At 69.9% G+C, this 18,802-nt stretch carries 25 protein-coding genes; all 25 read right to left on the minus strand.

The genetic code is table 11. The features are described 5' to 3' along the window. Positions 1-24 precede the first annotated feature (24 nt). Entirely contained in the window at positions 25-483 is a 459-nt protein-coding gene (locus AB0R04_RS15270; RefSeq protein WP_363371306.1) for a hypothetical protein, read from the minus strand. Between the two features lie 14 nt (positions 484-497). Beyond that, the gene (locus AB0R04_RS15275) at positions 498-719 is read right to left on the minus strand and encodes a hypothetical protein (RefSeq protein WP_363371308.1); all 222 of its coding nucleotides are present in this window, start codon (positions 717-719) and stop codon (positions 498-500) included. A gap of 38 nt (positions 720-757) precedes the next feature. Beyond that, entirely contained in the window at positions 758-1,165 is a 408-nt protein-coding gene (locus AB0R04_RS15280; RefSeq protein ID WP_363371309.1) for a hypothetical protein, read from the minus strand. 38 nt (positions 1,166-1,203) lie between these two features. Continuing rightward, positions 1,204-2,373, minus strand: a complete 1,170-nt coding sequence (locus AB0R04_RS15285; RefSeq protein ID WP_363371311.1) for a phage tail tube protein — start codon at positions 2,371-2,373, stop codon at positions 1,204-1,206. Then, on the minus strand, positions 2,370-2,573 hold the full coding sequence (locus tag AB0R04_RS15290; RefSeq protein WP_363371313.1) for a hypothetical protein: 204 nt from the start codon (positions 2,571-2,573) through the stop codon (positions 2,370-2,372). Before AB0R04_RS15290 ends, AB0R04_RS15285 begins: the two co-directional genes overlap by 4 nt. A 26-nt stretch (positions 2,574-2,599) precedes the next feature. After that, entirely contained in the window at positions 2,600-3,085 is a 486-nt protein-coding gene (locus tag AB0R04_RS15295; RefSeq protein WP_363371315.1) for a hypothetical protein, read from the minus strand. A 3-nt stretch (positions 3,086-3,088) separates the two neighbouring features. Further along, positions 3,089-3,670, minus strand: coding sequence for an NUMOD3 domain-containing DNA-binding protein (locus tag AB0R04_RS15300; RefSeq protein ID WP_363371317.1), 582 nt, complete (start codon positions 3,668-3,670; stop codon positions 3,089-3,091). Next, entirely contained in the window at positions 3,670-4,332 is a 663-nt protein-coding gene (locus AB0R04_RS15305) for a hypothetical protein (RefSeq protein WP_363371318.1), read from the minus strand. Before AB0R04_RS15305 ends, AB0R04_RS15300 begins: the two co-directional genes overlap by 1 nt. 37 nt (positions 4,333-4,369) lie before the next feature. Further along, positions 4,370-4,621: a hypothetical protein gene (locus AB0R04_RS15310; protein ID WP_363371319.1), complete on the minus strand. Its 252-nt coding sequence runs from the start codon at positions 4,619-4,621 to the stop codon at positions 4,370-4,372. Between the two features lie 71 nt (positions 4,622-4,692). Next, entirely contained in the window at positions 4,693-6,054 is a 1,362-nt protein-coding gene (locus tag AB0R04_RS15315; protein ID WP_363371320.1) for a hypothetical protein, read from the minus strand. An 82-nt stretch (positions 6,055-6,136) separates the two neighbouring features. Beyond that, positions 6,137-7,804 carry a hypothetical protein gene (locus AB0R04_RS15320; protein WP_363371321.1) on the minus strand — a complete coding sequence of 556 codons (1,668 nt, stop codon included), beginning with the start codon at positions 7,802-7,804 and terminating at the stop codon, positions 6,137-6,139. Further along, complete coding sequence (locus AB0R04_RS15325; protein WP_363371322.1) at positions 7,804-8,004, minus strand: hypothetical protein; 201 nt, start codon at positions 8,002-8,004, stop codon at positions 7,804-7,806. The genes AB0R04_RS15320 and AB0R04_RS15325 overlap by 1 nt, the downstream gene beginning before the upstream one ends. Positions 8,005-8,007: 3 nt before the next feature. Continuing rightward, entirely contained in the window at positions 8,008-8,466 is a 459-nt protein-coding gene (locus tag AB0R04_RS15330) for a hypothetical protein (protein ID WP_363371324.1), read from the minus strand. A gap of 11 nt (positions 8,467-8,477) precedes the next feature. Further along, positions 8,478-9,212, minus strand: a complete 735-nt coding sequence (locus AB0R04_RS15335) for a hypothetical protein (RefSeq protein WP_363371325.1) — start codon at positions 9,210-9,212, stop codon at positions 8,478-8,480. Between the two features lie 106 nt (positions 9,213-9,318). Further along, positions 9,319-9,615, minus strand: a complete 297-nt coding sequence (locus AB0R04_RS15340) for a hypothetical protein (protein ID WP_363371327.1) — start codon at positions 9,613-9,615, stop codon at positions 9,319-9,321. Further along, positions 9,563-11,542, minus strand: coding sequence for a phage portal protein (locus AB0R04_RS15345; protein WP_363371328.1), 1,980 nt, complete (start codon positions 11,540-11,542; stop codon positions 9,563-9,565). The genes AB0R04_RS15340 and AB0R04_RS15345 overlap by 53 nt, the downstream gene beginning before the upstream one ends. Continuing rightward, on the minus strand, positions 11,530-13,023 hold the full coding sequence (locus AB0R04_RS15350; protein WP_363371330.1) for a hypothetical protein: 1,494 nt from the start codon (positions 13,021-13,023) through the stop codon (positions 11,530-11,532). The genes AB0R04_RS15345 and AB0R04_RS15350 overlap by 13 nt, the downstream gene beginning before the upstream one ends. Before the next feature lie 11 nt (positions 13,024-13,034). After that, the gene (locus AB0R04_RS15355) at positions 13,035-13,607 is read right to left on the minus strand and encodes a hypothetical protein (RefSeq protein ID WP_363371331.1); all 573 of its coding nucleotides are present in this window, start codon (positions 13,605-13,607) and stop codon (positions 13,035-13,037) included. 2 nt (positions 13,608-13,609) lie between these two features. After that, positions 13,610-13,915, minus strand: a complete 306-nt coding sequence (locus tag AB0R04_RS15360) for a hypothetical protein (RefSeq protein ID WP_363371333.1) — start codon at positions 13,913-13,915, stop codon at positions 13,610-13,612. A 29-nt stretch (positions 13,916-13,944) separates the two neighbouring features. After that, on the minus strand, positions 13,945-14,148 hold the full coding sequence (locus tag AB0R04_RS15365) for a hypothetical protein (RefSeq protein WP_363371335.1): 204 nt from the start codon (positions 14,146-14,148) through the stop codon (positions 13,945-13,947). A 137-nt stretch (positions 14,149-14,285) separates the two neighbouring features. Next, entirely contained in the window at positions 14,286-14,498 is a 213-nt protein-coding gene (locus tag AB0R04_RS15370) for a MerR family transcriptional regulator (RefSeq protein WP_363371337.1), read from the minus strand. Positions 14,499-14,605: 107 nt separating this feature from the next. Beyond that, positions 14,606-15,310, minus strand: coding sequence for a hypothetical protein (locus AB0R04_RS15375; protein ID WP_363371338.1), 705 nt, complete (start codon positions 15,308-15,310; stop codon positions 14,606-14,608). A 126-nt stretch (positions 15,311-15,436) separates the two neighbouring features. Further along, positions 15,437-15,676 (minus strand): hypothetical protein, encoded by a 240-nt coding sequence (locus AB0R04_RS15380; RefSeq protein WP_363371340.1) that lies wholly within the window; start codon positions 15,674-15,676, stop codon positions 15,437-15,439. A gap of 99 nt (positions 15,677-15,775) precedes the next feature. Next, on the minus strand, positions 15,776-16,555 hold the full coding sequence (locus AB0R04_RS15385; protein ID WP_363371341.1) for a hypothetical protein: 780 nt from the start codon (positions 16,553-16,555) through the stop codon (positions 15,776-15,778). Between the two features lie 168 nt (positions 16,556-16,723). Beyond that, entirely contained in the window at positions 16,724-18,760 is a 2,037-nt protein-coding gene (locus tag AB0R04_RS15390; RefSeq protein WP_363371343.1) for an FtsK/SpoIIIE domain-containing protein, read from the minus strand. Positions 18,761-18,802: the final 42 nt, after the last annotated feature.

The raw sequence follows: 18,802 nt of genomic DNA on the forward strand, positions 1-18,802 counted from the left end.
GAGAGGGTCGGGAGGAGAGGCGGATCAGAGGTGCGGCCACCCGGAGCGGAATACGGCGACCATGACCTGTGGCAGAACGATCACGCGCACGAACCGCACCGCGGGCCCCAGGAACGGATACGTGGCACCGTTCCGAAGGCCCGTCTCCAGGGCCAGGCCGTAGCGGCTTGACGTGGAATTCCTGCTGTACGGGGGGACCTGGCCGGGCATCGTCCCAACACGCGCCTCCCAGCCGGCTGAGACCCGCAGCGGCTCCGTGTGGATCAGAGACCGTCGCAGGGTCCCGGAGATGATCGCTGGCCCCGACCCGGGCCGGGCCGGGGTCTTCGTTCCTCGCGCGTGGGAACCGGACGAGGCATTGATCTTCGCCTGGCGTTCAGCCGCGGCGCCGAGCTGCAGCAGCGCTTCCCTCGCCTTGAGCTCGGCGGCGGCTCCGAGGGCAGAGCCCAGCTCGACGAAGATTCCCGGCCTCAGCTCAGCCATGCCGCACCCTGCCTTCACCCAGTCATGTGGTGGGCCTGAGCGGCATGGGCCCGCTGGCGCTCGGCCTGTTCCTGCTCGGCGATGAGCCCGAGGAAGTCGGCGCAGTAGCGGCGAACATATCCGGGTGTCTCCTGCAGTTCCGCCCAGGACCAGTGCATGCGCCGCATCAGCAGGAAGTCCACCCACTCGGAGGGGGCGGCCCCTGATCCCCACGTGCCGTCGAGGATCGACTCCACCGGCAGGAGGACGTCCTCGAAGTAGGGGGAGCCGGGGCCTACCGGGGGTTTGCGGCGTTGCCGATCTCCTCGGCCAGCCGGTTGACGACGGCGATCGGCAGCCGCGCGACGGTCTCCGGGCTCGGCGCGCCGAGCTGCTGCTGACCGCTCTCCTCCAGACGGGCCAGCAGGTCACCGAGGTCACCGCCTGCGGGGAGGTCCGCGGGCACCTCGTCTGACGCTGCGTCGTACATTCCCCGCCAGGCGACGATCAGCTTCGAGAACACGGTGTGCATCGCACGCCGGGCGGCCTCCCGGTCCACGGGCTCGCCCGCCGCGTCGAGTTCGATCGGCTCCGGCTCCAGAAGGTCCGGAGGGACGAGTCGGGGGTTGCGCAGCAGGATCGACGCGTCGTCGCCGACCTCGGGGAACGTGATGAGGAGGAAGCGGTCGCGGTAGCCAGGCATGAGGGGTGCGCTCCTTGCGGGGTGAGGGCGGTGGCTGGTCAGTAGGCGGTGGTCTGCCAGTTCTGGAGGGTCGCCTGGACGGCCCCGCCGTCAGTGGTGTTGTAGATCCCGACGATGCTGAAGTCGGCCTGGGCGTATGTGGATCCGAGGTCCCGCTTGCCCTTGAGGTAGCCGCTCTTCGACATGGTCAGGGAGAGGGACTGGCCGCCGCGGGCAACGGGCTGTTGAAGGGTCGCGGTGGTCGCGGTCTGGGTGTAGGTGAGGTACAGGTTCAGGTCGACCTGGCTCTCGAAGATCGCTTTGTAGGTGCCGTCGACTTCGATGGGCCCCGCGAAGATCTCGCGGGGCGCCTGCACCCCGTCGGAGCTCTGGATGGCCTCGACGGCGCGCTTGACGGTCATATCTAGCGTGAGCCCGCGCGTTGAGGCCGCACCGGCGTTGTTCATCAGCCACGACCAACCGAGCAGCGGGTCGTAGGTGCTGAACGCCGGGGTCGCCGAGGTCTGCACGACCGACGGCATGCTCGTCGCCTTGACGGAGACCTGCAGGGCGCCCTTGGGGTCGACTTTGATCTGAAGGTCGGACCAGCGGACGTAGCTGCAACTGACGGTCTGCGTGGTGTCGTACAGCGTCAGCGAGTACGTCGGCAGCGGCGACGTGGACTGTTTGAACGAGTGCGTCGTCGGAGTGGTCACAGCGGCGCTCGACGCATGCGCGAGCGAGAGTCCGACCCGGTTGGCGCCGGTGCGGCCGAGCACCGTGGTCACGTTGGTGGTGTACGGTCCCGTGCCGGTGGCGGCGCCGTCGGTCCAGGCGTACTCGGTGTTGCCGGCCGTGTCGATTCGGATGATGGAGCCGGCCGGGAGGGCGACCGCAGTCTGAATGGCGCTGGCGCCTGCGGTGGTTGGCGCCGACAGGGTTGTTGTGGTGGCTGCGGTGACGGTGTCCGGGCCGATCAGTGCGGCCAGGAAGTGGCCGACCAGATCCGGGTAGGCCATCACATCGAACGACCACGTCGCATGGACCGTCCCCTGGTAGACGCCCTGCAAGATCGTGTCGTTACCGCGGATCGACTCGTCCTTGATCTCCTGGTAGGCGTCCTCGAAGTCGGCCTTGAGGAAAGGGATTCCGACGGTCGGCGCGACGTAGGTGCCGGCCACCGTCTCTCTTGCGAGGCCGACAGTGGCGAGCCTGGAGAGCTGGGTCACGGCGCGGACTCCTCACTGGGTGAGGCCTGCACGGTGGAGGCCTTCCTGGTGGACTTGGATACCGACACGGAAGCCGGCTCGGTGGGCACCGGTTCGAAGCCGGCGATGGGGGTGGGCCAGTCGACGATCTGTCCCGGTGCCACCGTGGCGGGGATCGCGGGGACGTCGACCGGTGACTCGTGCAGGGATCGCTGCAGCACGAAGGGCCTCCGGGCGGGGTCGGGGGTCAGCCGTTGAACTCGGCGTCGTCGGCCGAGTAGGTGATCTCGGCACGGAACTCGGCGTCGGCAGGCACGGTGATGGCGGGGTCTTCGAAGCGGACGTCCACCCAGTGGGGGCTCTCGGCGACGGAGCGGAAGCGGCCTCCATGGGAGTGGTCGCCGGGGTAGCCGCCGATGCGGGTGAGGACGTCGTCGACGGCGACGTCGAACGCCCGCTGGTCGGCCTCCGATGAGCCGGTCCCGTTGGACAACGGCCATACCAGTTTCAGGTGGAACTCGTGGACAGCCATGCGGCGTTGGTTGGCGAATCGCTCCTCGCGGATCGCCCGCCGCAGCACGTAGACGTTGGATCCCCGTCGCCCTGGGGAGCGGGGCATGTAGGCCTGCACGTTCTGCCACTGGCCGCCGGCGCCGGTCAACAGGGCGGGCAGGCCGTCACCGGAGGAAGTGAGCCATGCGACCTCGCGGTCGACGGCATCGGCGGTGGACACGGCTCACCTCCTGCGGCGGGTACGCCAGGTGTGGGGCCGACGGTGGACGACCGTCGTTCGCCGGTAGCGGCGGTGGATGGAGCGGGTACTGCGGCGGGGGTGGTAGCGCACCTGCAGCGTCTTGAGTGAGGCGTTGCGGCGACTGCCCCTGGGGTGATGGACACCTTGTCGGCGCGCGCCGGGGTGACGGGTGCCCGTGCGGTGTGTTCGCGCCTTGAGGCCGTTTCCGTGTTTGCGGCCGGCCGGTGCCTTCCGTACAGCTGGCCGGAGTTGCCGGGTGGCGTGCCGCCGGGGGTGTGGGGAGTGCCGCGGATGGCGGCCCTTGAGCCGGGCAGCGATCTTCGCGCGGGTCGTGGCGCTGAGCCGGTGCCCGGGATGGTGACGGCCGCGGAGCTTCGCGGAGATCTTCGCCCTGGCGATCGCCGACAGCCTGTGTCCCTTTGGGTGCCGTCCCCTGAGACGGGCCGAAATCTTCGCCCTGGCGGCAGCCGACAGACGATGGCCCTTGTGAGGATGCTTCTTGCCGCGCATCCGGGCCGACAACTTGGCCCTGGCCTGGACGGACAGGTGCCGACGGGCGGCCATCAGCGCCTCGTGTACGGGGCTAGCATCTCCAGGGCGTCCGCCCGCAGGGCATCCGGGTCGTGGCCGCTGCGCCCGTCAACCGGGTCGAGCTGCTTCACGGCCATGCTCGCGGCCATGTACTGGCAGGCCTGCACCAGGTCTGCGGGGACGGTGCTGTAGCCGCCAGAGTACGTGACCTGGATGGTGGTGCCCGGCGGCACGAACGTTCCCAACTGGAAGCGGACGTGGCCGGTGTCCGGCTCGTACTGCAGCGTCGAGGGGCTCACGGTCTGCGTACCCGAGTACGAGCGGGCCAACGACAGGGCGGTCACCGCGCCGGACCACATCTCCGGGTAGCGGGCCGGAAACTCACGCACCCAGAAGTGGCGGACCAGCAGCGTCGATCCGAGCGACTGCGCCCGCGAGAAGCCGAGCTGCGCCGTGGGGTCGAGCGGTACGTAGGCGTCGAGCGCGTCCTCGACGTCCATGGCCTCGGCGCGCTGCGTTTCCACGAGGCCCGTGAACGGCGTGAGGCGCCGGTCGCACGCCGACTCACAGGCACGGGTGGCCTGCAGCATCAGGTTGGACTTGGCCTGCGTGGTGTAGCCGGACACCAAGTTGGCGAACGGCCCTTCGGTGAAGTTGGCCACCGAGGCGAGCGGCGTCGGACTGTCGGTCGGCACGACTGCTCACCGCCTCTCGGGTCTGCCCTGGGCGGGACTAGTCGGTGGTGTTCTGCTGCTCGCCGGTGCGCCGCGTGTACTTGCGTTTCGGTATCTCGGCGACGCTTGGGGCCTCGACGGTCCGGACTTCGGTACTCACCGGGAGGTGCGGCACGTACTCGAACCCGGCGCCAGGGATGGCCAACAGCTCGACTGCCAGCTCGTCGGGCACCTCGACCACGTCGTCCGGCGTCGACCACACCAGGCCGCCGGGGGCCGCGCCGGGCGTGTGGGCCTTGCGGAGCTTCATCGGGTCACCCTTCATCGTGTGGGGGCCGGCCGTGCGGCGCCCGCCCGGTTGGTGGACGGGCGCCCGGCGGGCTACAGCGTGGCCGAGAGGCGGGAGAGTCGGCCGACGTACTTCGGCGCGCGGCAGGCGAGCGTCGTGTCGGTGACCACGGCGAACGGCAGGGTGTCCGGGGCGGAGACGGTCGGCGCGAGCGGGATGATCTGCATGTCGCGGGTGTGCGGGCGGACGAGGAAGTTCTCGTCGCGCGGGATCAGGTACACATCCTCCTGCGGGGTGTTGCCGGTGCGCGGCAGGGCTCCGGTGTTGGTGGCGACGTAGGCGGCCGGGCCGGTGTTGCCGGAGGAGTTGGTGAGGAGGTTGGCGCCGGTGTCGATGATCGACGTGACGGCGGTGCCGGTGGTGTCGAACGCGTCGACGGTGCCGATCAGGGACTCGGTGCCGGTCGCCGTGGACCGGTACACCTTGTACATGATCGGGGAGAGGCCGTCGGGCAGGTTCGACGGGGTGCTGAACGACAGGGTGACGGTGCTGGCCGAGCCGGTGGTGGTCTGCGACACCTCGGCGGCGCAGAGCGTCTCGCCGAACCGGGCGACGACCGCGGAGACCCGGTAGTAGTACGTCGCCGCTGCGAGCGAACCGCCGCTGGTGGCGGTGGCGGTGGAGACGGTGCTCATCGCGGCCGAACGGGTCGACAGGAACGACGACTTGATGATCGGGATGTCGCGGTAGGTGGGCACGTTGAGGCCGGCACCGATCGTGGTGGTCGGCGCCTGGAAGCGCTGCTGGGCGACCAGAGACTGGCCGACGGCGGACGCCATGCGCGGCGACATGACGAACATGTAGTTCGAGCCGATCGGCATCGCGGCGTTGGTCTCGACGAGGTCGATGAGCTGGTCGAGGTAGTGCAGCGCGAAGCTGTTGTTGATGTCGAGGGCGTTGACGTAGGCGTTGGATCCGGTGCCGGCAGTCCAGTTGGAGACCAGGTAGTCCAGGCCGGAGCTGATCGGGTACTGGCCGGCGGCGGTGGCCGGGTCACTGCCCCAGATGAACGCGTTCTCCAGCGTCCACAGCATGCTGGACATGGTGCCGTCGAGTTCCAGCTGCCGCAGGTCACCGACGATGTCGCGGGTGACGACCTGGGCGTAGCCGGTGACGGAGCCGACCGCCTGGTAGAGCCGGACGTTGAACACGGCCTGCTCGTAAGTGGAGTTGCCGATCGGGCGGGCCCCGCCGTCGACGACGCCGCCGGAGTCCGGCCGGTTGGTGCGCCGGTTGAAGAAGTACTGGGTACTGCCCCACTGCTTCGTCGGGATCGCCGCGAGGAGCGGCGCGTACCGGCGCTGGTACTCCAGCAGCAACGGGGAGATGGCCTTCTGGATGAGCGGGGAGACTGTGCCCGCGGTGGTGATGGCTTCCTGCAGCTCGTTCGGCACCGGAAGCTCCTCCTGTCATGCGAAAGCCCCGCTCGGCTCGGCCGGCGGGGCGTTGGTGTGTGGGGGTGGGGTGCTGCCGGTGCTAGGCGGCGGGCTTGGGGGTGATGCCGAAGGTGCCGAGGATGGTGTCGGCCCGGCCGGCCCACATCTCGTCGCTGGTCGGCTCGGCGGGCCGGTCGGATTCGCCTACGCGGTAGCCGCGGCGCCCGGGGGTGCCGAACTCGCGCAGGAGTTCCTCGCGGAGTTCGTTGCGCAGGGCGGTCTTGAGGGCGTCGCGCTCGTCGACGGCGTCGGCCTGCGCGGGGGTGGCCGCGGTCTCGGCGACGGCGCCTTCGGGGGCCTTGGTTTCCTTGGCGGCCTTGTCCTTGCTCTTCTTGCGGGACTCCTTGAGGGCCGTTGCGACCGGCGCCAGCTGTTCCTGCAGGGCTGCGCCGATGATGGTGCCGAGTGCGGTGATGTCGGCGTCGGTCAGGGACCGGGCCGGGGCCGCGGTCTCCTGGGTGGTGGGCTCGCTCACGGCGGGCTCCTCCTCCTGTGTGGTGGGTGCGGCCTCGCCCTGGCCGGGCAAGGTGGTCTGGGTGAGGGCGTGGGCCTCGGCGGCGACGGCGGGGGTGATCACCGTGCCGGGCTGGAGAAGGCCCCGTTTGTGGGCCGCGTTGAGTGCTACGGCGTCCGCGTAGGTGAGGTGGTCGGCCGGGGGCTTGGCAGTGCCTTCGGCGACCGGCTCCGGCCGCTGTCCAGCGGTCTCCTTCGAGGCGGGCGTGGCCTTCGCCGGGGAGTCGCCGTCGGTGTCGGCGTTCGGGGCGCCGGCGAGGTCGATGTCGGCGTCCATGTCCGGGTCCATGGCGGCCAGCGCGTCGCATGCGGCCTGCATGGCGGCGGCTGTGATCGTCCGCAGCTCTGCCGGGTCGATGCCGCAGGCCCGCAGGGTGATGTTGAGCGGTCCGTTGTAGGCGTCCACGCAGAATCCGGCCTGGCCGCCAGGCCCATCGGGGTAGTGCTCTCGGACATCCGAGTAGCGGGTCGTCTCCTGCATGGAGCCGTCCTCCATCCAGTGAGAGGGGATCAGGTCGGTGTGACCGAGCGCCTTGGCCCGTTCCATGACGTGGAGGCGGAAAGCGGGTGCGTTCGCCTCGCGAACGGCGCGACGAACGCCGGCCCGGCTGCGGATCGGCGGGGCCTCCTCGTGGAGGGACTCCAGCAGCGCCTCGGCGTGCTCGCTGATCGGCATACGGCCGCCCGCGCTCTCGCCGGCCGCCGGGGCATCGGGTGTGTAGGAGGCGGACGTCACCGAGGCGCCCAGGACGCCGGGGGTGGCGGTGAAGTCGAGGGCGTCGATCTCCAGGCCGTCGGCGGTGGTGACCTGCTGCCCTTCGTGGGTGACTCGCCTGACGGGGCCGCTCCAGTAGCCGTGGATGGACACCGACCGTAGGGCCGGCGCCTCGCCCTTGGCGGGGACGACGAGGGCGGCGATGTCCCGGCCGTGGTTGGTGTCGTAGAGGACGGCCTTGTAGCGGGCGGAGCCGTCCTTCTCCGTGGTGACGTCGGTGAGGCGGCCGACGATGCGGGCCGAGTCGTCGCCGGCGTCGTGATGGGTGCGCATGACGATCGGCAGCCCGTCGGGGTCGGCCATGCGCTGCCGCATCGTGTCGACGGCGGCGGCGATGATCTCCGGCGTGTAGAGGCGCCGATTGCGGGAGACGCCGGGGCGGAGCATCGTGCCGGAGATGGTCGCGATCGTGCCGGCCATCAGCGCCCCCTTCCGGTCTGGCGGATCGGCGGGGTGACGGTGGGCCGGGTCCGGCGGGTGCGGGTGGTGGCCAGGAGGCGCAGGATCGCGGTGCGGACGTCGGGGTCGTGCTCGATGGCCTCGGTCAGTGCCTCACGGAAGGCGGCTCGTTCGACATCGTCCGCCGTGACCGCGCGGGGGCGCTTGGGGCGCTCGTACACCTTCTACCTGCCGATCGCGGAGGCCGAGAACGTGATTGCGGTCGGGGCGCCGGTGGAGGACCAGCCGAAGCGGGCCGTGCCGGTGAACACGGCGGTGGCGATCCCGGCTCCGGCCGGGTAGGGGCCGACCTGGACGCTGGTGGCCCCAGCGGAGTTGAGCGCCGAGGAGGACCAGATGCGGTACCACACGGAGTCGGCGCCGAGCCTGTCGATGAAGAACGTCACCGTCGGGCTGGTGCCGCCGGCGAACGACGCGAGGGTGATGTCGACGGCCAGGCCGGTCACCGCGGCTGTCGAGAACGACACCCCGGCATTGGAGACGGCCTGTGTGCCGGACAGGTAGGTGAGGAGCGTGGTCAGGGTGGACGCCGCGCTTCCGTCGACCTTGACAGCGCCGGCCCCGGTGAGGGCGAGGGCGTTGCCCGAGCCGTCGGCCAGCGTAACCGCGGGGTAGGTGGACACCGGGTTCCTCCTCAGGCAGGGGCGAGGCAGCAGCGGCAGTTCGGGTGCTGGGGAAGCCTGGGTGCGGCCAGCAGGGGGTAGGGGCTTCCGGCTTCGGCGTCGGAACAGGCCGTGCAGACGCGGCCGTCACCGGCGGTCATCCAGTCGACGGACCGGCAGCCGGTGGCGTAGTAGGCGGAGAGCATTCCGAGCCCGTAGGCGGCGGACACGGCCACGTCGACAGCGAGTTGCAGGTCGTGGCCGTCCCGGACGGTGCGGGTCGCGGCATCGGGGTCGTCGGTGTCGGCGAGCGTCCGGCCGGCTCGTCGTGCGGTCGCCGTGATGACCGTGGTCAGAGTCACCGCGGCTGTGTGGTCGGCCTGGCTGTCGGTGAGGTCGGCTCCTGCGACGGCGGTGTCGTCGTCCGGGTAGTCGCCGTCGTCGCCCGGCTCGGCCGCGACGTGGAGGCCGGCGGCGAAGCCCGCCCGGTGGGCGTGTACGGCCGCGGTGCGGATGGCTGCGCGGGTCCGGATGAACGGCCACGCGGCGAGCGCTGCCAGGGCGACCGCGCCGGCGGCTTCCCGTTCGTCGCGGGTCGCGGCCTCCGACGCCCACGGCTCGGACCGGTCGAGGGTGAAGGCCTCCGTATCCAGGTGCCAGGCGGCGAGGACGGTGTCGTCGGCGGCGCGGTGCAGGGCCAAGCGGCGGGCGTAGACGGCCCGCCACACGCCGTGGGGGGAGTAGAGCTGGATCGTCGCGTCGCCCACCGCTTGCCTCCCCCGCGGCTACTGTCAGCCGATCTGCTTGGCGATGAGCGGAACGACGTCCTGAGCACGGGTGGGGCGTCCACTGCCCACGATCCTCACCCCCCTCCTACGCGGCGACGGGGACGAGGAACTCGTCGGGCCGGCCCAGGTTGAGGCGGGCCATGTAGATCTCCACCTCGGCCATGGCGGCGAACGCGATGCGGCGGCCGTCCCGGTGGCCGTACCAGCGGCACTCGAATCCGCCGAGCGCGTCGGGGGCGAGCACCTCGTCAACGCCGCGGACGGGGGTGAGCGGCGGGTAGTGGCCGCGTTCGCAGTCCCTGGCGAGGGAGGGCACCGGCCGGTGCCGGTCAGACAGGGAGACGGGCGAGTGCCTCGTCGAGGTGCCGCCGGTAGTGGTCATCCCACGCCTCCTGTTCGGACTCGGACCGGTGGAACTGGGAGGAGTGGATCTGATCCCACTGGCCGTGGTCCGCGGCGACGGTGCCGATCCAGGCGTAGATCGGCTTGCCGCGCTTGCGGTAGGCGAGGGAGCGGTGATGACCGTCGATGATGACCATCTTCGGGTTGCCCGGGGTCTTGATCAGCACGACGGGCTTCGTCTTGCCGCGCTTCCTGATCTGCTTGACGAAGTGCTTGACGCGCTTCGGCTCCTGGGACGCGGCCCACTCGTCCTCGTGGGAGAAGTCGACCTCGTCGAGCGACACCCGTTGCGGGCCGGACCACGAGGCCTGGCTCACCCAGTCCAGCACCGCGGGCGGGTAGTTCTGCAGCAGCTGGTCGCGGACCCGGTCGGCCACGGGACGGTCGTCGGCCTCGGCGAGGGACTCGCGGGGCGCCGCGCCCTGGGCGGCGTCCTTGGCTAGGCCCGGCTTGTCTTCCGGGTCCGTGGTGGCCCCGGGCGCATCGGACCCCGCCGCTGCCCCGGTGTCGGCGGGCTGGGCCGGCTCGGGTTGGATCTCCACGCCCGGAACCTGGACGCCGGCCGCGACGCCGGGGGCGGCGGCCTTGGCGACCTGCGCACTGGACATACTGGCCATGTCGGCCCACAGCACCAGGTTCTGACGATCCACCAGAATGGCGTCGTCTCCGCCGGGAACTGGCGGCTCCCCGATCTCGTCCCGGTACCGGTTGAGGGTGTAGGAGCCGTTGCGCAGCCGGATGTCGCGAATCTCCTCCACGACCTTGCTGTCGCGGTAGTCGATCTCCGCGAACTCCAGGTGGAAGTCCGAGATCCCGAAGCCCTCCTGGAGGAGGTGGTAGTTCAACTTCTCCAGGAGCAGGTTCGCGATCGGGATGATCGTGTTGACCCTGAAGGTCTTGTCCTGCTGCTCCCCGGTCCCGCCACCGAGGTTGCCGGACTCGATGATCCCCAACTTGCTCGGGGGTGTGCCGAAGCAGCTGATGATCTCGTCCCGCAACTGCCTGGTGGCGTCCAGGTAGTCGGTCACCTTGCGCGGGTCCAGCACCTGCACGCCGCCGCCGGCCGTGGTGATGACCGGCGTGCCGACAGCCTTCGGGCCGAGGTTGTGAACGGTGTACTGCTCGCGCCACCGCTGGACGTCACTGTCCTGGTAGTGGGCGAGGTCGACGTGCAGCCTGGGTGGGTCGCCGCGGCGCCCGCACTCCTTCAACGTGGCCTCCCAGAACAGCCACGCCGTCACCGGCAGCAGGGCCTTCGCCGCCGGGGAGACCCCGTACAGGCCGCCACGTGGCGCGTCCAGGCTGATGTGGATGACGTCCTCGGGGACGAACTCCGCCGACCTGACGCCGTCGACGTCCTGCCGGTACCCGGTCACCTCGCCGTGCTGGTCCGACAGGACCGTCATCGTGGTCGCGTCGAGGGTGTAGATCGCCACCGGCTCGCCCAACAGCCGCACGAGCTCCAGGTAAGCGTCCCCGAACAGCTCCAGGTCCGTCGCGACGTTGCGCAACAACTGGACGATGTCCTCGTGAGGGTTGGTGAACCGCAGCAGGCGCTTAAGTCGCGTCATCTCCGGCCGGTCCGGCGGAAGCTCTCCTTCGGGGATGTCCTCGTTGGAGACGATCTGCAGGCCGCCGGCGGTGACGGTGCGCGCGATCAGGTCGATCGGGCTGCTCACCCAGATACAGGTCAGGTAGGCCTGGTGGAGCTGGGTGAGGATCTGCTGCCGCTCGGAGGTGGCGGCGACCTGCGCCGAACTGGAGATGTTGCTCAGCGGGATGCCGTACTCGTACCCGGTGCGGCGGACCTGCGCAGCGGTAGGTGCTTCCCGGGACTTGGCGACCTCGTCCACAGTCGGTGCCGGGGTGCGCCGGAACGCTCCGGTGATGCGGCTCAGAACACCCACGGTTCACCCCCAGCAAGCGGGAACCCGCCGATCATCGGAACCTGGGTGCGCTCGTGGTCATGCCTGCCTGTTGCGTCCGGGGAGAGGCCGGGCTCTGTGACCGGGTCGGCGGGGAAGTGGAAGCGCGGTTCGTTGCCGAGGTTGGTCAGGAGGTACCGCAGCGCGTCCGCGGCGTGGTCGTCCGCTGTGGTGTCCGCGTCCTCCGGATCGCCCTTGGTGGCGTGCGGCAGATCCGTGAGCTCCCGGATCAGGTCCGGGGCAGTAGAGAACACGTGCAGACGCGGGCACAGGTCCCAGCCGAGTTCGCGGTGGTGGGAGCACGCCGGCCCGTCCTTGAGGTAGGAGCGGACGCGCTGCCAGCCGATGATCCGGGACCCGGCGCCTTTGCCGGCCGGGGCGAGGTGCACGCCCTCCTCGGAGTAGACGTGCGCGATGGGCTTGGCCGCGCCGCGGGTGGCCCACATCGCGTCATCGGCGTACCGGGCGGTGATGTGTTCTCCCGGCGCCTCGGCGGCGAGGATCTGCTGTGCCTGCTCGGCTTCGCCGATCTGCCGCCGGTAGATCTCCCGGTAGACCCAGATCCGTCCGTCCTCATCCTCGGCGGCCCACAGCACTGCCCAGGGCTTGGTGAAGCCCCAGTCGACGCCGTTGTAGCGCCGCCACGACCTGGGCAGCTGGATGGGCGCGAGGACGTGCCGGTCGCGCTTGAACTCGGTGAACATCTGCCCGGCGAAGACGTCCCAGTCGCCGTCGAGGAATGCCGAGCGGAGCTTGCCGTCGAGGGCCTGCAGGTCGGTGGCGTACTCGGGGTTGACGTGCGGGTTGTCGGAGAGCTTGGACGGGATGAACCGCACCGTGCGACCGCGTACATCGGTGATGACCCGGGACCCGTAGTCGGTGGGCTTGATGTAGCGGGTCTTCACCGCCCCGTGCCCGGGACCGCCGGGGTTGGTGCCGGAGCGGATCCCGACGACGGGGATGTCCCGGCGCCCGGACCGCAGCCGGGACTCCAGGAACGAGCACACGTCCGGCGGGGTCAGAGTCCTCTCGTCGAACGTCAACTTCTGGTACTGACCGCCCTGACGGCGGGTGGCGTCCTGGATGGACTCCGCGTACCGGTACATGATCAGCGAGCCGCTGGCGAATCGCAGCTCGTACTCGGTGCCGTTCCACCGCGCCCCCAGCGCCCGCGCGAACTCGGCCTGCGCCAGCTCCGCCAGCAGGGACTCCTTCAACTCCCCGAAGGTCCGGCGGAACGCACCAATGCGGATCCCCGGGTAGCGCACACAGTCCCGAAGGTCGTCCATCAGCAGGGCCCGAGTCTTACCCCCGCCCGCCGCACCGCCGTAGAGGACGTCGAACTCGCCGGCGTCGTGGAACTCCCGCTGCTTCGGTGTAGGCACGTAGCCCAGGTCGGCGAAGACGTCAGGCTCCGGCGCCTCCAGGCTGTCCGCGAGAAGATCGAAGGCGTTCCGCCGCACGGCTCACCGCCCTACGCGACCGCCCGAAGCTTCCGAGCCATGACCTGCTTGACCGTCGTCGCCTGCTCGCCGGTGACGCCGATCGCCGCGAGGCCGGCCTGCACCGCATTCATCAGGAATTCGGCCTTGGCCTCCTCAATGCGGGCCAGGCGCCCGTCTATGTCGAGGCGCGCGATCGTGGACAGCACGGTGTTGGTGCGGTCCATCGCCCGTTCGTAGAGGCCGACTTCGGCCCGTAGCTGCTCAGCACCGGCCCTGCCCTCGTAGCGGACGTCCTCGCCGAGGCGGTTCACGATCTCGGCGATGGCCTGCTGCCAGGCGACGACCTGCCCGGCCAACTGCGCGAGGGCGGTGAGGGGGTCGTCGACGGGCTGGACGTCGAGTTCGGCGAGCACGGCCCGAACCTCCCGCTCGGCGATCTGGTGGGCGGCCTTGATGTTCTGGCCGGGCGTCCTGCCGCCGTGCAGTTTGCATCTGCCGGTTCCGGGGTGGTCGGTTCCCCAGCCTGCTCGAAGGCCGCAGTGTTCGGCGGATCCCTCTTGGCGGGTCTTCGCGCCGCAGACCGGCTTGCTGCCGTTGGCCATGGTCAGGCCTGCGGGCCCGGGTTCTGGATCTCCTCGGCTGCGGCCTTGGCGTCATCGATGGCCTCGGTGCCCATGACCTTGACCTCCTGCGCGAGGTCTCCGCGGATGGAGGCGGCGTCGGTCTTGACCTCGGCGATGAGCGGGCCGGCGTCGACGGCGATCTTCCGGGCGTCGGCACCGACCTCGGCAGTGAGCGTGGACTCGTCGCCCAGCAGGCGCTCCCAGAGGCTGTGGGCCTCGGCGGCGAGGTGGTGGCCCTCCGCCTTGAGCTTGGTGACGAGGGCATGGAAGTCGTCGGCGATGGACATGGGATTCTCCTTGGAGTGAGGGCGGTTGATCAGTGCTGGTCGGGGATGAACTCGGCGGTCACGGGGGCGGTGATGTGGTCGGTGCGCCGGGCCCGGCACGGCGGCCCGTCGTGCCACCAGTGGCTCTCGCCGAGCCAGGCGGGGCGTCCGCAGCGGGAGCAGGTTCCAGGGATCGGATCCCAGCTGCCGGCGCTGAACGGGGCGTCGATGGCTCGCCACTGCCTGGGGTCCAAGGGCACCTCCGAGTTGGGGCTCGCGGCCTGGCCGGACGGTGGGGTGCCAGGCCGCGAGCCGGGGCCCGCCGCCCTCAGGGCGGGCCATCCCCGCCGGCCGGCTCACGCGGGCGGCACACGGCGGGGAGTTCAGGGGATCAGGCTGCCTGCGGCCGGGCCGTGCGCATCTCGGCCTCGACCTGCAGTACTTCGGCGGCGCGGTAACGGGGCCTGCTCGCGCGCGGGTTGACGGGGCGGAGCTTGCCGCGGTGCGCCCAGATGCGGATCCGGCCCTCTGGGACTCGGGCGGCTTCGGCGGCCTGCTGGGTGGTCCAGGTGGTGCTGCGGAGGTCGGCGTCGAGGTGGATCACGGTGGCCTCCTCCGGGAACGACGAAGGCCCCGTGCTGCGTAGGGCAGCCGGGGCCTGGTCGAAGACATGGGGGTACGGGCAAAAGTGTTACACCGATTTCGGAATCGTCAAGCTGCGTTCCGGTTCGGCGTGTTCGCGGCGACCTCGCCAGCCCAGTCCTGGTACTCCGCCGGGGTCATCAGCAGCCCGCAGTTCCGGCATTCGACATAGTCGGCGCCGTCGGCAAAGGCCAAGGCCCGCCACGAGCAGCGCTTGCACGGCGCGGCCTTCTGCTCCATGCGGCCATCGCGGGCGGTGAACCGCTTCGCCGCGCGGTTGAAGGCGCGGATCTGGGCTGCGGGGTTGCCGCTCTGGGGCTCGTGGGTCTCGCCGGCCGCGGGGTGGCGTTCGAGGATCCAGTCGAGATGGGCTTGGAGGAAGTGGACTGCCTCGGTGGCCGCAGAGCCCTCGCGGATGTGGGTTGGTCGCGGGTCGAGTCCGCGCAAGTCCCTTACGTCGTCCTCGATTTCGGTGAGGCCGCCGATGATGTGGTCGGCCAGGAGCCGGGACGCCTGGCCGGGCCACGGTGCGATGCCGGCGGGCCGGCTGGTGGTGACGTCGGCGGGCCGAGCGGTGCCGTGTACGGCCTCCAGCCATATGGCGGCAAGGAGTTCGGGAAGCTCTGCGAGTTCGGCCCGGGTGCGGTCCTGGCAGGTCCGGCAGTGGACGGCCTGGCCCCAGGTGGGGGTGCAGTCGTGGGGGAGGTCGGTCTGTTCAGCGGCTCGCCAGGTGCGGTTGCAGGGGCCGGGGCAGGCGGCGGGGGCTGGGTGCATGATGATCCCTCCCGGGGCGGCGGGGTGATCAGCCCAGTGTGGCACCGATCCGGAATCTGTCACCCCGGTGCCGCAGTCGGATGAACTGAGGTGCAAGGTTCCGCTGCGGCACCCTGCACCTCAGGTTCAGATCTCAAGCATCAGAGTGTCGAAACCGGCGGGGATCGTTCCCGGGTCATCCTCGGTCACCAGGTACACCAGCTCGTCGGGGCTGTCGTCGTTGTAGGGAATCGCGTTCAGCCAGGCTGTGACATCCTGCCGTTCCAGCAGACCGGGGAAGTGGGCACTTGGGCAGTCTGGGTCGGCCAGTTCGTGGCCAGGGACGCGGTCGCCGGGGGCAGCGGACACGAGGTAGATGGTGGGCATGTCGGACTCCTGAAATCGCATCGGATACGGACGCCCACCAGGGCTGATGATGAGAGCAGCGTAGTGAGGAGTTTAGCTGCCGGGCGACCATCCGGGCCGTTAGTCGAGCTCGGTTCCGTCGGTCGTGATGACCTCAAGGCCGCGCCGTTCGGCGGCTTCCTTGAGGGCCACGGCTTGCTCCCGCTGCGTCTCGGGCTCTTTCTGGTCGACGAGTTGCCAGGCGCGCGGGATCGCCTCCTTGAAGAGGAGGTCGCCCTGCTCAGGACGGAGGGCCTTCTTGTCGATGTGGTGCATGCCTTCCAGCACGGCCCCGGCTTGAGCGGAGATGCTGCGGACGCCTAGCGCCTTGTAGAGCTCACCGAGGGTCTTTCCGTCGGCGATGGTGACGTTGGGGTGGGTGAGGATGGCGAGGGCGTCGTTGAACAGTGCGCGGTCCTCGCTGTTGCGGATCCACTCGTCGAGGGTGGGCCGTGTGATGCCCAGATTGCGGGCGATCGCCTCCTTCGTGGCTCCGCGCCGCTGCGCCTCGGTGATCGCGTCGAGCTTGCGGCGGTGGGCGCCGGCAGCCCAGACCTTGTCCTCGTATGCGAGGGTGCCGAGGGCGTCAAGGCTTGCTCGCTGCGCGTCTTCCTTGCGCTGTTCGATGGCGATGTCGACCTCGGACCGGATCCAGTCGAGGAGTTCGGTGCGGGTTTCCTCGGGGCTGGTGGCGATGGCGACGGTGGTGCTGTCTTCCAGGTCGGCGAGGTAGGCGTCAGCGATGGAGGCGACCGGCAGGGTGCCGTCGATGAGCTGGTCGAGTTGCTCGGGCGTGGCGTAGTCCTGGAGCCCGGGGCCCTGGTGGTTGAGCAGGTCGATGATGGTTTCGTACTGCTGCATAAGACCCTCCCGATCGATGTAAGGCAACCTTACGTCGACTCCGCTTGAATGTAAAGTCACTTTGTGTCGATCGGAAGGGTTGGGTGGATCGGGCAGCCAGGGAGAGCGCCACTGTTGCCCCTTCGCGCGAAGGGCCGCCCCGTCACTCGAACGGGGCGGCCCAGGTAGTCAGTTGCTGCCAGTTGTCCTCTCCGGCAGGGAGAACTGCTCGACCTTCCCGACCTTCTCGGACAGGACGCCGTGCTGTGCCCAGATCTCCAGGGCCCGCCGGGGGGTGTCACGGCTGCTGAACTGCCCGTGGTCGACGAGGTCTTGTTTCGTGGCATGACCCCGGTCCTCGCAGAGCTGCACGAAGACCTTGTACAGGCCGGGAAACTCGTCGTGGTGGACAGGGTCGCCATCGGGGTAGGTCAGCGACGGCCGCGCCGGGGCCTTCGACATGGACACCGGCTGACCCTGCGGAGCGAACCGGCCGAGCGGTTCCCGGGCTGGCCTCCTCGCGTGCAGGTGCGCTACGTCCACGGCGATGTCCTCGTCAGAGACGTACTCGACGCGGATCCGGGGTGTCACGCCGGCCTGCTGCGCTTCCGGGCAAGCCAGGAACACCTCGCCGGGCCGCCGTAGTCGCGCAGGGTCAAGCCCAAGAGCCTGGTACCGCTTACCGAAGACGAACTGGGCATGGTCCGGGTCCGCGACCCGGGTCGACAGCCGGTTCACGTAGTTCCCGCGGGCATCTGTCCGGCCACCGAAGACGGAGCTGGAGGGCTGCTGCGTGGCAGAGACGAAGTGCATGCCGAGGAACCGAAGGATGGCGAGGCCGGACTCGTAGAGCTTCGCGACGGGCGGCTCCGGAGGCAGGCCGTCGGGTGCGATCTTCCGGATCTCGGCCTCCTCCTTGCGGAGCTCCTCATCCTGTCGGATCAGCTCGGCGAGCTCATCGGTGACGAGGAACTTGACGGTGCCGTGCTTGCCGCAAACCCACTTCCTGACCGCAGGGCCCCCCTTGGAGAGCGACTGAAGCGAGAGTTCCTCCAGCTCGGCGCCGCGACGGTGGCCTTCGGCAATGAACTCCTTGAGGAGGTCGCGGGCCTCTTCGGGGGTGCGGGCGAGCTTCGTGAGGAGCGGCTCCCAGGGACCCAGCTCCGGGGCTCCGGGCTTGAGGTCGATGCCGTAGATCTCGACGTGCTTCTTCTTGAGGAGCTTTTTGATGATCAGGTTGATGATGCCGGACTTACCCCAGTCGCTGGCGCCGGCGACGAGAGTGTGCCGGTACATCATGGTCAGGTGGACCGGGCGGCCGTACTCGTCCCAGCCGATGCGGATCGGGTCGTTGACGTCGTCGGAGTCGTCGTCGGCGTAGGGGATCACGCTGTCGAAGAACGGGCCGCGCGGGTGCAGCGGCTCGGGAGCGTCATCACCGGCAGTGTCATCATCGGCGTCGACCATGTCGTTGTCAGCGTCAGCATCTACGCCGGGCTGGGCCTCGGCGACTGCCTCAGCCTTCCACTGGGTCTTACCCCGGTCCATTTGCAGCTGCACGTCGACGCTCGCTGACGCCGCAGAGTTCACGGCGGCCGGGGCCTTCGCCGGTACCTCCTTGCGGTTCTTGCGGTGCTCGATGAGCCACGGCACGTACACCGCGTACGCCGCGCCCGTCGCGATCGCCGCGGCAGTGAAGGAGGTCCCGCCGGGCCCGGCGCCGACGGCGGCCGCCACGTCGGCGAACGCCAGCGCCATGCCAGTACCGCCACGGATCAGCATCTCGTTCTTGCGCTCCACGCCAGCACCCGCGATGACGGCGGACAAGACGGCCAGGCCGCCGTACGCCGCGGTTGCCAGTCCCCCGGCGCCGGCCAAGTTCTGCCACCAGCCCAGGGCGGTGACACCTCCGACGGCCAGGGTCGGCGCCAGCTCGATGCGGTAGCGCACGACCAGGGCGCTGGCCCGGTTGGCGACGGCGATACAGGCGGCGAAGAACCGCCGGGAGACGGCGGCCTTGGCCCGGATCGGCAGGCCGACTCGGCCATCGACTACCTCAGAAGCTGGTGACGACGGCGCCGAAAGGGCACCAGTTTCCGGCGTTTCCGCAGGTCGCGGCTCCAGAACTGTCGTCGTCGTCGGCATCGTCGTCACGGTCGTCGTGCGCTGGGGGCGGGGGAGGAAGGGGAGTACGTTGTCGGCCCCGGCGGGCGTGTACTGGGCCACGGGGGCCTCCTTCAGGTAGTTCCGACGTAGGTAGCTGGGCTA

Origin of the sequence: Kitasatospora sp. NPDC056731, from assembly GCF_040687675.1 — a bacterium.
Lineage (GTDB): Bacteria > Actinomycetota > Actinomycetes > Streptomycetales > Streptomycetaceae > Kitasatospora.

What these genes read in the sequence shown, in the direction of transcription:
- AB0R04_RS15270 (WP_363371306.1), bottom strand. Translation starts at nt 483, where the DNA reads ATGGCTGAGCTGAGGCCGGGAATCTTCGTCGAGCTGGGCTCTGCCCTC.
- AB0R04_RS15280 (WP_363371309.1), bottom strand. Translation starts at nt 1,165, where the DNA reads ATGCCTGGCTACCGCGACCGCTTCCTCCTCATCACGTTCCCCGAGGTC.
- AB0R04_RS15300 (WP_363371317.1), bottom strand. Translation starts at nt 3,670, where the DNA reads ATGGCCGCCCGTCGGCACCTGTCCGTCCAGGCCAGGGCCAAGTTGTCG.
- AB0R04_RS15310 (WP_363371319.1), bottom strand. Translation starts at nt 4,621, where the DNA reads ATGAAGCTCCGCAAGGCCCACACGCCCGGCGCGGCCCCCGGCGGCCTG.
- AB0R04_RS15320 (WP_363371321.1), bottom strand. Translation starts at nt 7,804, where the DNA reads ATGGCCGGCACGATCGCGACCATCTCCGGCACGATGCTCCGCCCCGGC.
- AB0R04_RS15340 (WP_363371327.1), bottom strand. Translation starts at nt 9,615, where the DNA reads ATGACCACTACCGGCGGCACCTCGACGAGGCACTCGCCCGTCTCCCTG.
- AB0R04_RS15355 (WP_363371331.1), bottom strand. Translation starts at nt 13,607, where the DNA reads ATGGCCAACGGCAGCAAGCCGGTCTGCGGCGCGAAGACCCGCCAAGAG.
- AB0R04_RS15360 (WP_363371333.1), bottom strand. Translation starts at nt 13,915, where the DNA reads ATGTCCATCGCCGACGACTTCCATGCCCTCGTCACCAAGCTCAAGGCG.
- AB0R04_RS15375 (WP_363371338.1), bottom strand. Translation starts at nt 15,310, where the DNA reads ATGCACCCAGCCCCCGCCGCCTGCCCCGGCCCCTGCAACCGCACCTGG.
- AB0R04_RS15380 (WP_363371340.1), bottom strand. Translation starts at nt 15,676, where the DNA reads ATGCCCACCATCTACCTCGTGTCCGCTGCCCCCGGCGACCGCGTCCCT.
- AB0R04_RS15385 (WP_363371341.1), bottom strand. Translation starts at nt 16,555, where the DNA reads ATGCAGCAGTACGAAACCATCATCGACCTGCTCAACCACCAGGGCCCC.